The 12,541-nt window shown below is 66.9% G+C and carries 14 protein-coding genes and 1 pseudogene; 2 read left to right on the top strand and 13 right to left on the bottom strand.

Annotated elements, in window-relative coordinates; genetic code table 11:
- Positions 1 to 4: 4 nt before the first annotated feature.
- The 4 genes and pseudogenes from RS901_RS31075 to RS901_RS31060 form a co-directional block, all read right to left on the bottom strand.
- Positions 5 to 541, bottom strand: a pseudogene (locus RS901_RS31075) (twin-arginine translocation signal domain-containing protein); the annotation flags it as partial.
- 249 nt (positions 542 to 790) lie between these two features.
- Entirely contained in the window at positions 791 to 1,498 is a 708-nt protein-coding gene (locus RS901_RS31070) for an intradiol ring-cleavage dioxygenase (RefSeq protein WP_316154364.1), read from the bottom strand.
- A gap of 67 nt (positions 1,499 to 1,565) precedes the next feature.
- Positions 1,566 to 1,775, bottom strand: coding sequence for a hypothetical protein (locus RS901_RS31065; RefSeq protein ID WP_114133617.1), 210 nt, complete (start codon positions 1,773 to 1,775; stop codon positions 1,566 to 1,568).
- Between the two features lie 366 nt (positions 1,776 to 2,141).
- Positions 2,142 to 2,609 (bottom strand): nucleoside deaminase, encoded by a 468-nt coding sequence (locus RS901_RS31060; RefSeq protein WP_316154362.1) that lies wholly within the window; start codon positions 2,607 to 2,609, stop codon positions 2,142 to 2,144.
- A 265-nt stretch (positions 2,610 to 2,874) separates the two neighbouring features.
- Here RS901_RS31060 and RS901_RS31055 point away from each other — a divergent pair, with 265 nt between their 5' ends.
- Positions 2,875 to 3,549 carry an ankyrin repeat domain-containing protein gene (locus RS901_RS31055; protein WP_316154360.1) on the top strand — a complete coding sequence of 225 codons (675 nt, stop codon included), beginning with the start codon at positions 2,875 to 2,877 and terminating at the stop codon, positions 3,547 to 3,549.
- A 75-nt stretch (positions 3,550 to 3,624) separates the two neighbouring features.
- Positions 3,625 to 4,155, top strand: a complete 531-nt coding sequence (locus RS901_RS31050) for a MarR family winged helix-turn-helix transcriptional regulator (protein ID WP_114133620.1) — start codon at positions 3,625 to 3,627, stop codon at positions 4,153 to 4,155.
- Positions 4,156 to 4,194: 39 nt separating this feature from the next.
- On the opposite strand, the gene RS901_RS31045 is transcribed toward RS901_RS31050, so the two are convergent.
- From RS901_RS31045 to RS901_RS31005, 9 genes are all read right to left on the bottom strand, one after another.
- Complete coding sequence (locus RS901_RS31045; RefSeq protein ID WP_410054198.1) at positions 4,195 to 4,710, bottom strand: aromatic-ring-hydroxylating dioxygenase subunit beta; 516 nt, start codon at positions 4,708 to 4,710, stop codon at positions 4,195 to 4,197.
- 35 nt (positions 4,711 to 4,745) lie between these two features.
- Positions 4,746 to 6,035, bottom strand: coding sequence for an aromatic ring-hydroxylating dioxygenase subunit alpha (locus RS901_RS31040; protein ID WP_316154356.1), 1,290 nt, complete (start codon positions 6,033 to 6,035; stop codon positions 4,746 to 4,748).
- 12 nt (positions 6,036 to 6,047) lie between these two features.
- Positions 6,048 to 7,328 carry an NAD(P)/FAD-dependent oxidoreductase gene (locus RS901_RS31035; protein WP_316154354.1) on the bottom strand — a complete coding sequence of 427 codons (1,281 nt, stop codon included), beginning with the start codon at positions 7,326 to 7,328 and terminating at the stop codon, positions 6,048 to 6,050.
- 11 nt (positions 7,329 to 7,339) lie between these two features.
- Positions 7,340 to 7,645: a non-heme iron oxygenase ferredoxin subunit gene (locus tag RS901_RS31030; protein ID WP_013952434.1), complete on the bottom strand. Its 306-nt coding sequence runs from the start codon at positions 7,643 to 7,645 to the stop codon at positions 7,340 to 7,342.
- A gap of 82 nt (positions 7,646 to 7,727) precedes the next feature.
- Positions 7,728 to 8,774, bottom strand: coding sequence for a branched-chain amino acid ABC transporter permease (locus RS901_RS31025; RefSeq protein ID WP_316157331.1), 1,047 nt, complete (start codon positions 8,772 to 8,774; stop codon positions 7,728 to 7,730).
- A complete protein-coding gene (locus RS901_RS31020; protein WP_316154351.1) occupies positions 8,774 to 9,658 on the bottom strand; it encodes a branched-chain amino acid ABC transporter permease in 885 nt (294 codons plus the stop codon). The genes RS901_RS31025 and RS901_RS31020 overlap by 1 nt, the downstream gene beginning before the upstream one ends.
- A gap of 11 nt (positions 9,659 to 9,669) precedes the next feature.
- On the bottom strand, positions 9,670 to 10,407 hold the full coding sequence (locus RS901_RS31015; protein ID WP_316154349.1) for an ABC transporter ATP-binding protein: 738 nt from the start codon (positions 10,405 to 10,407) through the stop codon (positions 9,670 to 9,672).
- Positions 10,404 to 11,210, bottom strand: coding sequence for an ABC transporter ATP-binding protein (locus RS901_RS31010; RefSeq protein ID WP_316154347.1), 807 nt, complete (start codon positions 11,208 to 11,210; stop codon positions 10,404 to 10,406). The genes RS901_RS31015 and RS901_RS31010 overlap by 4 nt, the downstream gene beginning before the upstream one ends.
- Positions 11,211 to 11,217: 7 nt before the next feature.
- Positions 11,218 to 12,435 (bottom strand): ABC transporter substrate-binding protein, encoded by a 1,218-nt coding sequence (locus RS901_RS31005; RefSeq protein ID WP_316154345.1) that lies wholly within the window; start codon positions 12,433 to 12,435, stop codon positions 11,218 to 11,220.
- Positions 12,436 to 12,541: the final 106 nt, after the last annotated feature.

Genomic DNA, 12,541 nt, shown 5'->3' with positions numbered 1-12,541 from the left:
CGCGCGGCTGCGGTGACTCGGCCTGCGCAACGGTAGGGGTGCCGTCCAGATTCAGGCTGCGGTGGATCTCCTGCTGCAGCTCCTTGCCGCCGCCGTACTTGCGCCAGGCCAGCAGCATGTTCGGGTCCATGCCCCAGGCCGGGCCCGAGCCCCACAGCGCCAGCGCCGAGTTCTTGCCATACCAGTACGCGATCACGCCATGGCCGCCGTCCAGCGTGCCCTTGCTGACCGCGTCAATCAGGTCGAAGGCCTTGACCACCGCGCCCGCGGGCAGCAGCTCGATCTTCAGGTCGCCGCCCGACATATTGTTCACCTTGGTGACGAAGTCGCCGGCGAACTCATGGAAGATGTCCTTGGTGGGCCAGGTGCTCTGCCAGCGCATCGTGACCGGGCCTTGGGCCTTGACGATGGCCGGGAAGCCCATCGCCGCGGCGCCCGCGGCCGCACCGGCGGCCCCGCCAAGGAAGCCGCGCCGGGAAACGCCTGGCCTGGTTTCCGCTTCCGGTTTTGCCGCGCCTGCTTTCCTTGTCCTGGATGCCATGACTGCCTCCATTTGCCGAGTGTGTGACTACCCACGAGCGCTGGCCACGGGGGCCGAGACAACTCGCCACTGACGCGAACATCGGAAAAGTCGGGAAATCTTGAGCATGCCGGGCCAGTGGCCGCGCGGCAGGAGCGGGCGTGCAGGTGGCCCGTGATTCCCTTCACGGTAGGAAAGGGACGGGGAACCACAATCTAGGGATTACCCGCGCGGTGTGGGCCCGTGCACTTTTTGGCGGAATCCGGCGGCTCAGGTGCGGGCGATGCCGACCGTGAACTCGGCCTCCAGCAGCCCCGCTGCATCGGCGGCCTGGCGCACGCGCATCTGGTTCGGGTGGGATCCCGCGATCGGGTCCTGCGCGGTGGCGCGCGACGGCACGCCGCGCGCGCGGTAGGCCGGGTGGCTGCCCAGCACCTCGCGGTTCAGGGTATCGCTGAAGTACAGCTGACTGGTCAGCGCTTCCGACTGCCCGAGCAGCACCTTGAAATGGATATGGATGGCGCGCGGCGCGTACCAGCCGGGATAGATCGACATGAACGTGGCCACGCCGTCCTGGCTGGTGGGCTGGACGCCGCGCAGGAAGCGCGCCTGGCGGTTGCCGCGGGCCTCGCCGCTGTAGCTGCCGTCGGCATCGCAATGCCAGATGCTGACCAGCGCACCCGGCACCGGCGTGCAGCCGCGCCCGGCATCCACCACCCGGATGCGCAGGCGCAAGGGTTGTCCGGGCCGGTCGTCGCGGATGTCGGCGCGTACCTGGGCGTCGTCAAGATAGAAGGGGCCTTCGGTGGCGGCGGGCGTCAGCAGGCAGGCGGCGGGGGTTGCTGCTGCCGTTGCCGCTGCCGCGCCGGGCGCGATGCCGGCCGCGGCAAGCAGGCCGCCCAGCTCATGCAGGAAGCGGCGGCGCGCCGCGTCGGTGTCTGCCGTGCCGTCGGCGCCAACTGCTGGGTGCTCCGTCATCGTGGGCTCCGTGGTGTTCCGGTTGCGCCTTGGGGCGCGTGGTGCCGCTGGGCTGGGCCTCGGGGCGTCAGCGCCCCATCGCCTTGAGCATCGAGTAGCCGTGGCTGGTGATGCGGGGCTCCTGCCGGCTGCCGTGCAGGATCTCAAGTTGTACGAGTTGCTTTTCGACCAGTGCCTTCAGGTCGATGGGATCGATCTGGCGGGAATCGCTGGAATCGAGGGAATCCGGACCATCGCTCAACAATAGCAGTGTGGCAAGTTCATGCGGGCTCAGCACGTTCGTCTCCTTGGCTAGAGGGGGGCGTTTGCTGGGAGTCTGCGCGGCGCAGCAGCGCCGGCGCGGGAAGAGGTCAAAAAGTCCTGGAGACGATGCAGCACATGCCGCGTGCATGTGCTGCGCCGCGGTGGAATGCTGCGGCGCCGCATCCTGTCTCCGGCGACTAATTCGTTTGACGAGGCCGGCAGCACGCGGTTCCGTGCATCGGCTCACCGTTACATGTGACCGGGCGCCGCACCGCCGTCATCGTGATTCACTATTAACCTGTCACGATGACAATGTGATGGCCATGCCGATGCTGTGCAATCGGGGCGGCAGCCTCCCGCCCCTTGCACTGGCTGCACCGCTTGCGCCGCATGGTGGCGTCTATTGGCCCTGCTGCTCGCGCCACGCCTCGTACAGGTCGATGCCCTCGTCGCGCGCCGGCACGTAGGCCAGCGTCATCTCCCTTTGCGCCAGCGGCCGGGCCAGCTCGATATAGCCGCGCTCCGCGGACAGGTCGTAGGGTTCGCCGTCTTCATTGGAGTAGGCATAGTAGACCGCCTTCACGCCGGCCAGGTACATCGCCGACAGGCACATCGAACAGGGGTAGCCGCTGGCGTACACCGTGCAGCCGCTCAGGTCCGGCTTGCCCAGCGCCCGGCTGGCGGCGCGCACCGCCTGCATTTCGGCGTGTGCGCTCGGGTCGCAGTTGGCCTCCACCTCGTTTACCGCGCGGGCCAGCACCTTGCCGTCCCTGACGACCACGGCGCCAAAGGGCCAGGTATTGCGTTCGCGCACGTTCTCCATGGCGAGGCGGATGGAATCAAGCAGATAGGCTTCTGTCGTGGACACGCGTTGTCTCCAGTGAGGCCTGGCCCGTGCAGGCGGACGATGGTTCGGGCCTCGGGAATATAGGCCAGCGCGCGCCGGCATGGTGGCGCAGGTTGTTATAGGGCGTATTTGGGCCGTGCGCGCGCAGCGCCGGCTATTGGCGATGGCACTGGCGCGCATTCGAATCCATCACTTCGCGCGGCGTGGCCGGCATGACAGAATGCACCGGACCGCATCGATACCCCGATACCCCTTGCACCTGACGCATCCGCACGGAGGAAAGAACATGCTGGCGGCGCGCCTGTCCATCTGCCTTGCCCTGGTCATTGCCATGCTGACACCCACCACAGCCGCCGCCGCCGGTCGCCCGCCCGAACAACAGCTGCGCGAGGCCGCGGCCAGCGGCAACGCCACGCATGTCACCGCACTGCTTGGCCAGGGCGCCAGCATCGATGACCGCGATGCGCAGGGACGCACCGCGCTGCTGCTGGCCACGCACCACAACCGCGTGCAGGCGGCCAGGGTCCTGATCGATGCCGGCGCCGACGTGAATGCGAAAGACGCCATCCACGACAGCCCCTACCTGTACGCCGGCGCGCGCGGCCACAACGAGATCCTGCGCCTGACGCTGGCCCATGGCGCGGACCTGCGCAGCACCAACCGCTACGGCGGCACCGCGCTGATTCCCGCCGCCGAGCGCGGCCATGTCGAGACCGTGCGCACGCTGATCGCGGCCGGCGTGGCGGTGAACCACGTCAACAAGCTCAAGTGGACGGCCTTGCTCGAGGCCATCATCCTCGGCAACGGCGGGCAGGCCCATACCGAGATTGTGCGCCTGCTGGTCAAGGCGGGCGCCGACGTGAACCTGGCCGACGGCGACGGCGTCACGCCGCTGCAGCATGCGCGCCAGCGCGGCTATACGCAGATCGAACAGGTTCTCAGCGCCGCCGGCGCACGCTGAACCTTGCGCCGCGAGGCGGCTCGCTCTCGTCCGCCTCATATATACTGTCAGTGTGCATACAAAATGGTGAGAGCGATGTCTGCGAGAGCGAAACGCAACGCAACGAGCGGCAGTAATGAGGCGGCGGATGCCGTGCCGGAAGCCGATCCGGCAAAGGAGTTGCTCTGGGCACGTCCGGGGTTCCTGGTGCGGCGCTTGCACCAGATCCACGTCGCGATGTTCTTCGAGGAGTGCAAGTCGCCGAATATCACGCCCGTGCAATATGCCATCCTGACGGTGCTGTCGGTGCTGCCGGGTCTGGACCAGACCTCGCTCGGGCAGGAGGTCGGCCTGGACCGGACCACGACCGCCGACGTCGTGCGCCGGCTCGAAGAGCGCGGGCTGGTAGAGCGCCGCGACAACCCCGCCGACCGGCGCACCCGCCATGTCTACCTGACGCGGGAAGGCAAGAGCGTGGTCACGGCGCTGCGCGCCGACATGGCGCGTGCGCAGGAGCGCATGCTGGCGCCGCTGAAGCCAGCTCAGCGCGAAGTGTTCATGGACCTGCTGGCGACACTGGTGGAGGCCAACAACCAGTACAGCCGCACCGTGCTGCGCAGCATGTAAGCCCGACGGCGGGCGCATGGCCCGCCATGCGCACGCTCGCTAGACCGGGTAGACCAGGTCGTTGGCGATGATGGTGGTGTCGTAGACGGCCTGCCGCTCGCGCAGCAGCAGCCTGCCACCCTGGCGGCGGAAGCGGTCGTAGTAGGTCCCCGCCAGGTGGATCGTGGTGGGGCCCTCCACCAGCGTCTGCAGCAGCATGTAGTTGGCCTGTGCCAGGATATCGCCGTCCGCGGTTTCGTCGCTGACGCGCGTGTTGGTCACCAGGTGCAGGTTGTAGCGCGGCGCGAACATCTGGGTATTGGCAATCGCAGCAGCGCGGTCGCGCATCATGCCCATCCCTTCGGCGTAGACCAGCCCCACCGGCAGGTTGCGCTCGGCATTCTCGCGCGCGGTGATCCGGTAGAGCGCGTCCTCGGTGAAGAAGCGGGGCCATTGCTCGACCAGGCCGGCGTCGAGCACCGCGCAGTATTCCGCGTGGAAGGCCTCGATCTCCAGTCGCAGTTCAATGGCGCGCGCGGTGCCGAGGGCGCTCTCGCGATAGAGGGAATAGTTCATCGGTTTCATCTTCTGGGAATCCCGTTAGCCGCCGTTCAGAATCCCATCACGCCGCGGTAGTACTGGTACATCGCACGGATGGCGGATTCGGAGATCAGGGAGTTGGAGGTGCCGACCTGGTCCGGATCCAGCTTGAGCACATTGAGGTCGCTGCTGGAGCGGCGCACGCCTTCCTGCACGAACTTCATCGCCTCGTTGTCCTCCAGCCCCAGGAAACCTGCGGGGCCCATCAGGTTGCCCTGGCGCAGGCGGTGTTGCGTCATCTCCTCGGTATCGTCCTCGTAGCCGAACATGGTCCACAGCATCAGCATGCTGTCCGGGCCGTTGGGCACGATCTGGCGCACGCCGAGGGTGTTCATTTCACGCTGCACGATCAGGTTCGGCCAGATCGTCTGCATCGTTACCGACCACGGCGAATCGAACTCTTTCACATACTCCAGGAAGCGTTCGTCTTCCAGGCGCATGCCCTCATGGTATGAGCGCATTTCCTTCTTGTTCTCGTCGCTGACGGCCGCGTACTTGTCCTCCTTTTTCGCTGACGCCATGGTGCCGTGCCGCCCGTGCACCGGATCGGCGATCATGGCGCTTTCATTGCCCGCCACCAGCAGCCCGAACACCACCAGGAAGGAGTGCAGCAGCGTGGCGTGGTACGGGTCCTTGAGGTTCTCGTGGTACATCTTCCAGTTGCACGGGAGTTCGTTCTTGTAGTACCCGAGCACCTTGAGCGGCTTGCCGTTGAAGACGATGTCGAAGTCCTTGAGGATCTCCGGCGTCAGGTAGTCTTCCAGGCTTTCCATGTCCGCCGCGTACGAGGCGAAGACCACGCCGTTGCGCGTGGCCACGTTCAGCTTGACCAGGCCGTGGTCCTCGTTGCGGAAGTCCTTGGGCATGCCGCCCGCACGATTGACGCCGCGCTTGAACGGAACGCCCTGCAGGTTGCCCTTGAGATCGTAGGACCATTGGTGATAGGGGCAGACGAATTCTTTCGCATTGCCCTGGCTGTGGCGGCAGAACTCGGCGCCGCGGTGCGCGCAGCGATTTTCAAAGACGTTGACCGAGCCGTCTTCGGCGCGCGACACCACCACCGGCGTCGCGCCGACATAGGAGCGCTTGTAGTCGCCGGCGTTGGGGATCTCCGCCTCGAGCGCGACATAGTTCCAGGAGCGTCCGCGAAAGATCTTCCGCAGCTCCAGGTCATGCACCGCCTTGCTGGTGTAGACCCAGTCCGGGATGTAGTGCAGGCTGTCTTCGGGCCAACGGCAGTCGGCCAGGCCGGCGTCTTTCTTGCCCAGCGTGTGCTGGATCACCGCTTGTGTCTGGTACATGTGGGAGTCCTTTCAGAGTGTAGTGGGGCTGGCCGCTGGCGTCGGGAGGTCGCGCACCAGCTGTCGCAGCGGCAAGGCGTCGTCGCACAACCGCGGCAGCAGGTCTTCGACGGCATGGCCGAAGAGCGCGCGCAACGGCCGCAAGTCGCCGCCGGCATTGATGGCAATGGCATGGCTGAGCCGGCCGTGCCGGGTGCCGAGCAGCATGAACCTGGGGGAGGGCGCGTCGCTGGCGGCGATGCCGCGCCAGGCATAGCGGGTATCGGGAGTGGCCGCGCCGAGCATCTGCACGTTGCAGCCGAACTGGTCGGTCCAGAACCACGGCATCGCCGCGGGTTCGGCCTGCACGCCCAGCATGGCCGCGGCGGCGATGCGCGCCTGCTCGTTGGCGCTTTGCCAGGATTCCAGCCGCATGTGAGCGCCGAACAGGGGCTGGTACTGGCTGCAGCAGTCGCCCGCGGCATAGATGCCGGCCGCGCTGGTGCGGCCCTGCTGGTCGACCTGGATGCCGCCGTTGGCGGGGTCCAGCGCCAGGCCGGCGGCGGCGCCAAGCGCCACCTCGGGCGTCAGCCCGATCGCGACGACCACCAGCGGCGCCTGCAACGCCGCGCCATCCGCAAGCCGGACCTGCACGCCATCGGCCTGCGGCACCAGGGCCGCGATGCCGCAGTCGAGCCGCAGCTCGACGCCCTGCGCTAGCACGCGCCGCGCCAGCCAGCTGCCAAGCTCAGGCGGCAGCGCGCGGCCGAGCAGTCGGTCGGCGCTTTCGATCAGCGTGACCCGGAGGCCGAGGCCGTCCGCGGTCGAGGCCGTTTCCAGGCCAAGGAAGCCGCCGCCGATCACGATCACCTCGCGCGCGCGCTGCATGGCATCGCGCAGGCGGGCGGCGTCGTCGAGCGTGCGCAGGTAGTGCACGTGGGGCGTGCCCGGCGGCAGCGCGGGCAGGACGCGCGCGTTGCCGCCTGTGGCGAGCAGGCAGGCGGCGTAGCGAAGGGCCTCGCCATCGGCGCAGTGCGCCACGCTGTGCGCGGGGTCCAGCGCGGTGACCGTGGTGCCAAGCCGCAGCTCGATCTCCTGCCCGGCATAGAAGCCGGCGGGGTGCACGCCGATCTTGCCGTCCTGCGCGGCGTCGGCGAGCACGGACTTGGACAGCGGCGGGCGTTCATACGGTGCATGGCGCTCGCCGCCGGCCATGACAATGCGGCCGCGATGGCCGAGCCTGCGCAGTTCGGCAGCGGCCATCGCGCCAGCCTGGCCGGCGCCGACAATCAGGATGGGCGTGTCTTGCGGCATGCTCGGCTCCCTCAAAGCTCGACCCACACCCGGCTGTCTTCGAACTTGACCGGGTAGGTGCGGATGTCGCTGGTGGCAGGCGCGCACATGGCCTTGCCGGAGCGGATGTCGAAGCGGGCCTGGTGCAGCGGGCACTCGATGCAGCCGTCTTCCAGGTAGCCGTCGGACAGCAGCGCGTACTGGTGCGTGCAGACGTTGTCGGTGACGAAGTACTGGTCGTCGCTGCGATAGACGGCGAGCTGGCGGTCCCCCAGCGTGAGCGGCATTACCTCGTCGTTCTGCAGGCCGTGCGCGGCGTCGATTTCAATCCATGCCATGGCGATCTCCGTGAATTTGATTTGTCAGTATGCTGAATATATAAGATCAGTGTACTGATGTTTTTTGCTCGCAGTATTCTGGTTAACCCTGGCCGGGGTTGGCCGCGCCGGACCTGGCTGGCTCCACCGCGGGCGCGCCGGCCTGCTGTGACGGATGGGCCCGCCAGCGAGCCAGGATCTCGCCCATGATGCCGCGGCGGAACGTCAGCACGCACACCACGAAGATCAGCCCCGTCACCATGCTGACCGATTCGCCCAGCGCTTCGAACCAGCCGATGCCGGTCATGGCCGCGAGCGCGTTGCCGGCGTCGCCCAGCTTGTTTTCCAGCGCCACGATCACCAGCGCGCCGACCAGCGGGCCCGACAACGTGCCCATGCCGCCGACCAGGGTCATCAGGATGACCGTGCCCGACATCATCCAGTGCACGTCGGTGAGCGTGGCAAAGCCCAGCACCAGGGTCTTGAGCGCTCCCGCCAGCCCGGCCAGCGCCGACGACAGCACGAACGCCAGCAGCTTGAAGCGGTCCGCGTCATAGCCCAGCGAGATGGCACGCGGCTCGTTCTCCTTGATCGCGCGCAGGATCTGCCCGAACGGCGAGTTGACGATGCGCATGATCACGAGGAAGGCCGCAGCGGTGATCAGCAGCACGACGTAGTACATGGTGTGGTCCGACGCCAGCGGCAGCGCGCCGAACAGGTCGCCCCGCGGCACCGCCTGGAGGCCGTCTTCGCCACCGGTCGCGGGCGTCTGCAGGCAGAAGAAGTAGAACATCTGCGCCAGCGCCAGTGTGATCATGGCGAAGTAGATGCCCTGCCTGCGTATCGCCAATGTCCCGAACACCAGGCCGAGCAGGGCCCCGAACGCGGTGCCTGCCAGCAGGCCCAGCTCCGGCGTCAGCTGCAGGAACTTCATCGCATGGCCGCAGGCATAGGCGGCGCCGCCGAAGAAGGCCGCATGGCCGAACGACACCAGCCCGGTGTAGCCCAGCAGCAGGTTGAAGGCGCAGGCAAAGAGCGCGAAGCACAGCAGCTTCATCACCAGCACCGGGTAGGCGCCCAGCCAGGGCGCGAGCAGCAGGACCGCCAGCAGCAGTCCGTAGGCGAAGGTTGCACGCTTTCCGCTTGCCATCATTTTTCCTTTCCAAAGAGCCCGGCGGGGCGCACCAGCAGCACGCACACCATGGCGACGAAGACCACCGTCGCGGAGGCTTCGGGGTAGTAGACCTTGGTGATGCCCTCGAAGACACCCAGCCCAAGTCCGGTGAAGATCGAGCCCAGGATCGAACCCATGCCGCCGATCACCACCACGGCGAAGACCGTGATGATCAGGTTCTGGCCCATCAGCGGCGAAACCTGCATCACCGGCGCGGCCAGCACGCCCGCCAGCGCGGCCAGGCCCACGCCGAATGCGTAGGTCAGCGTCACCAGCAGCGGCACGTTGACGCCGAAGGCCTCGACCATGCGCGGATTCTCGGTGCCGGCGCGCAGGTAGGCGCCCAGCCGGGTCTTCTCGATCATGAACCAGGTGGCAAAGCACACCGTCAGCGACGCCAGCACCACCCATGCGCGGTAGTTGGGCAGCACCATGAAGCCCAGGTGGCTCACGCCAGACAAGGCTTCCGGCGTTGGATAGGGCAGGCCGGAGACGCCGTAGACCGAGCGCAGCGCGCCTTCGATCAGCAGGCAGATGCCCAGCGTCAGCAGCAGCCCGTACAGGTGGTCGAAGCGGTAGAGGTGGCGCAGCATGGTGCGCTCAAGCACCACGCCCAGCGCCCCGGCCACCACCGGTGCCAGCACCAGCATCAGCCAGTAGTTCAGCCCGAGGTAGTTCAGGCCCATCCAGGCCAGCACCGCGCCGAGCATGAACAGCGCGCCGTGCGCAAAGTTGATTACGTTGAGCAGGCCGAAGATCACGGCCAGCCCCAGGCTCAGGATGGCGTAGAACGAGCCGTTGACCAGCCCCAGCAGCAACTGGCTCAGCAGCGCGGGCAGGGGCACTCCAAACAATTCCATGAAAAGTCTCCTTAAACGCCCAGCAAGGCGCTGAGCGTGGGCATCTTTCGTTCGAGCTCATCGGCGCCGAACGCCTCGACGATGCGGCCGTGCTCCATCACGAAGAAGCGGTCCGCCAGCGGCGCGGCAAAGCGGAAGTTCTGCTCCACCATGACGATGGTGTAGCCGCGGCTGCGCAGCATGGCGATCATCTTCGCCAGCTTTTGCACGATCACGGGCGCCAGGCCTTCCGAGATCTCGTCGAGCAGCAGCACGCTGGCGCCAGTGCGCAGGATGCGGGCCACCGCCAGCATCTGCTGCTCCCCGCCCGACATGCGCGTGCCCTGGCTCTTGCGCCGCTCATGCAGATTGGGGAACATCTCGTAGATCTCGCCCAGTGTCATCGGCTCGCGCAGTCCGACTGCGCCCGGGGTGCAGGCGAACTGCGGCGGCAGCAGCAGGTTCTCCTCGCAGGACAGGCTCGCGAAGATGGCGCGCTCTTCCGGGCAGTAGCCCAGGCCCAGCGGCGCGATGCGGTGCGTCCTCATGCCGATCGTTTCCTGGCCGTGCACGCACACCGAACCCTTGCGCGTGCCGACCAGGCCCATGATGGCGCGCAGCGTGGTGGTGCGCCCGGCGCCGTTGCGGCCGAGCAGCGTTACCACCTCGCCCGGGTTGACGGTCAGGTCCACGCCGTGAAGGATGTGCGATTCACCGTACCAGGCGTGCAGGCCGCGCAGTTCGAGGGCAGGGGAGGCCGTCCTGGTCATGATGCCTCCGCGCTCAGCGCCGCCGCGGCTGCATGGCCGTCCTCGGGTTCGTCAGTGGTTCCCATATAGGCTTCCCTTACCTGCGGATTGCGTGAGATCTCGTCATAGGTCCCTTCTGCCAGCACCGCGCCGCGCTGCAGCACCGTGATGCGGTCCACGATGGACGACACCACGCTCATGTTGTGCTCCACCATCAGCACCGTCCGCCCTGCCGAAACGCGCTTGATCAGGGCGGTGACGGTCTCCACGTCTTCATGGCCCATCCCCTGCGTCGGTTCGTCCAGCAGCATCAGTTCCGGATCGGTCGCCAGCGTGGTGGCGAGCTCCAGCGCGCGCTTGCGCCCGTAGGCCAGCTCCGCCGTGCCCAGGTGCGCGAAGCCGGCCAGGCCGACCGCATCCAGCAGTTCCATGGCGCGGCCGTCCAGCCGCGACAGGGAACGCTTGCCGCGCCAGAAATGCCAGGAGGTTCCGAGCCGGCGCTGCAGCGCGATGCGCACGTTCTCCAGCACTGTCAGTTGCGGAAATACCGCCGAGATCTGGAACGACCGGATCACCCCCATGCGGGCGATCTGGGCCGGGCGCAGCGCGGTGATGTCGGTGCCGTTGAAATGGATCGAGCCGGACGAGGGGGCATGGAACTTCGTCAGCAGGTTGAAGCAGGTGGTCTTGCCGGCGCCGTTGGGGCCGATCAGCGCATGGATCGAGCCCCGCCGCACGGACAGGCTGACATCGCTCACGGCGGCAAAGCCCACGAATGCCTTGGTCAGCCCGTGCGTCTGCAGGATTACGTCGGTGTCATGCATGGCGCGCTCACTTCTTCACCAGCGGACATTCGCTGGCCGACAGCGGACGGGCGGCCTCATCGCCCGGGATCGTGCCGATGTACTTGACCAGGTCCCAGGGGCCCTTGGACTCGGCCGGCGTCTTGGCCTGGGCCAGGTACATGTCGTGCACCATGCGGCCGTCCACGCGCACCTTGCCGTTGTGCACGAAGGCATCGTTGACGGGCAGCGCGCGCATCTTTTCCGCCACGGCGGGGCCATCCACGGTCTTCGCTGCCTCCACTGCCTTCAGGTAATGCAGCACGCCGGAATAGACGCCGATCTGGCCATGCGTGGGATATGCCTTCTGGCGCTTGAAGTAGCGCTCGACGAACTCCTTCGACTTGGCATCCAGGTCAAGCCTGAACGGGTCCACATAGGTGAGGCCCTGCGCGGTGACCAGGCCCAGGCTCTTGAGGTCTGTGATGAAGGTGGAGGGGGTGATCACGGTCTGGCCGGCCTTGATCAGGCCGAACTCGCCCGCCGCCTTGAGCCCGTTGATCATGTCGTTGCCGGCGTTGGCCAGCACCACCACCTTGGCCTTGGAGGCCGAGGCGGCCACCACCGGGCTGCTGAAATCGCTGGCATTGAGCGGATGCCGGGTGCTGCCCACGTTCTTGCCGCCGCCGGCATCCACGGCCTTGCGGAAGTCGGCTTCCAGCGACTGGCCGAAGGCGTAGTCCACGGTGATGTAATACCAGCTGTTGCGGCCCTGGTCGATCATGCGCCGCACCAGCGGATACGACACCGAATAGGTGTCCCAGGACCAGTGAAAGCCGGTGGGCGAGCAGTTCTGGTTGGTCAGCGCCATGGCGCCGCCGGTCGAGACGATGTCGATCTTCTGCTTCTGTCGCGCAACTTCCTGCACGGCCAGCGCCGTCGACGAATTGGGGAGGTCGACCACTATGTCGACGCCATCGGTATCGAACCAGCGGCGCGCCAGCGACGAGGCGATATCGGCCTTGTTCTGGTGATCGGCGGAAAGCACCGTCACGGGTTTGCCAAGGGCCTTGCCGCCGAACTCTTCCACCGCCATCTGCGCGGCAAGCACCGAGCCCTTGCCGGAAAGGTCGGCATAGGCGCCGGACATGTCGGTGATGACGCCGATCTTGACGCCGCCGGCGTCGGCCAGTGCTGGCGTGGCGGCGCCCAGGCCCAGCAGGGTGGAGGACGCAGCGAGGGTGCGGAGGATGCGAGAGGTGGACATCAGGGGCTCCAGGTTGTCTACGCGAAAAATTGGAATGGTTGCGATGACTGCGTCGGCAGACCGCGGCGCCATCGCTGCGCCGCGGTAGTGCGGATAAATTCAGTAT

The sequence above is a fragment of the Cupriavidus sp. BIC8F genome (assembly GCF_032465815.1).
GTDB classification, from domain to species: domain Bacteria; phylum Pseudomonadota; class Gammaproteobacteria; order Burkholderiales; family Burkholderiaceae; genus Cupriavidus; species Cupriavidus necator.
This window is presented reverse-complemented; position numbering and strand designations above follow the sequence as displayed.

Bases quoted from the DNA above. Each gene is read 5' to 3' on its own strand.
- RS901_RS31070 (WP_316154364.1), bottom strand. From the start codon at position 1,498: ATGACGGAGCACCCAGCAGTTGGCGCCGACGGCACGGCAGACACCGAC.
- RS901_RS31055 (WP_316154360.1), top strand. From the start codon at position 2,875: ATGCTGGCGGCGCGCCTGTCCATCTGCCTTGCCCTGGTCATTGCCATG.
- RS901_RS31050 (WP_114133620.1), top strand. From the start codon at position 3,625: ATGTCTGCGAGAGCGAAACGCAACGCAACGAGCGGCAGTAATGAGGCG.
- RS901_RS31045 (WP_410054198.1), bottom strand. From the start codon at position 4,710: ATGAACTATTCCCTCTATCGCGAGAGCGCCCTCGGCACCGCGCGCGCC.
- RS901_RS31040 (WP_316154356.1), bottom strand. From the start codon at position 6,035: ATGTACCAGACACAAGCGGTGATCCAGCACACGCTGGGCAAGAAAGAC.
- RS901_RS31035 (WP_316154354.1), bottom strand. From the start codon at position 7,328: ATGCCGCAAGACACGCCCATCCTGATTGTCGGCGCCGGCCAGGCTGGC.
- RS901_RS31030 (WP_013952434.1), bottom strand. From the start codon at position 7,645: ATGGCATGGATTGAAATCGACGCCGCGCACGGCCTGCAGAACGACGAG.
- RS901_RS31025 (WP_316157331.1), bottom strand. From the start codon at position 8,774: ATGGCAAGCGGAAAGCGTGCAACCTTCGCCTACGGACTGCTGCTGGCG.
- RS901_RS31020 (WP_316154351.1), bottom strand. From the start codon at position 9,658: ATGGAATTGTTTGGAGTGCCCCTGCCCGCGCTGCTGAGCCAGTTGCTG.
- RS901_RS31015 (WP_316154349.1), bottom strand. From the start codon at position 10,407: ATGACCAGGACGGCCTCCCCTGCCCTCGAACTGCGCGGCCTGCACGCC.
- RS901_RS31010 (WP_316154347.1), bottom strand. From the start codon at position 11,210: ATGCATGACACCGACGTAATCCTGCAGACGCACGGGCTGACCAAGGCA.
- RS901_RS31005 (WP_316154345.1), bottom strand. From the start codon at position 12,435: ATGTCCACCTCTCGCATCCTCCGCACCCTCGCTGCGTCCTCCACCCTG.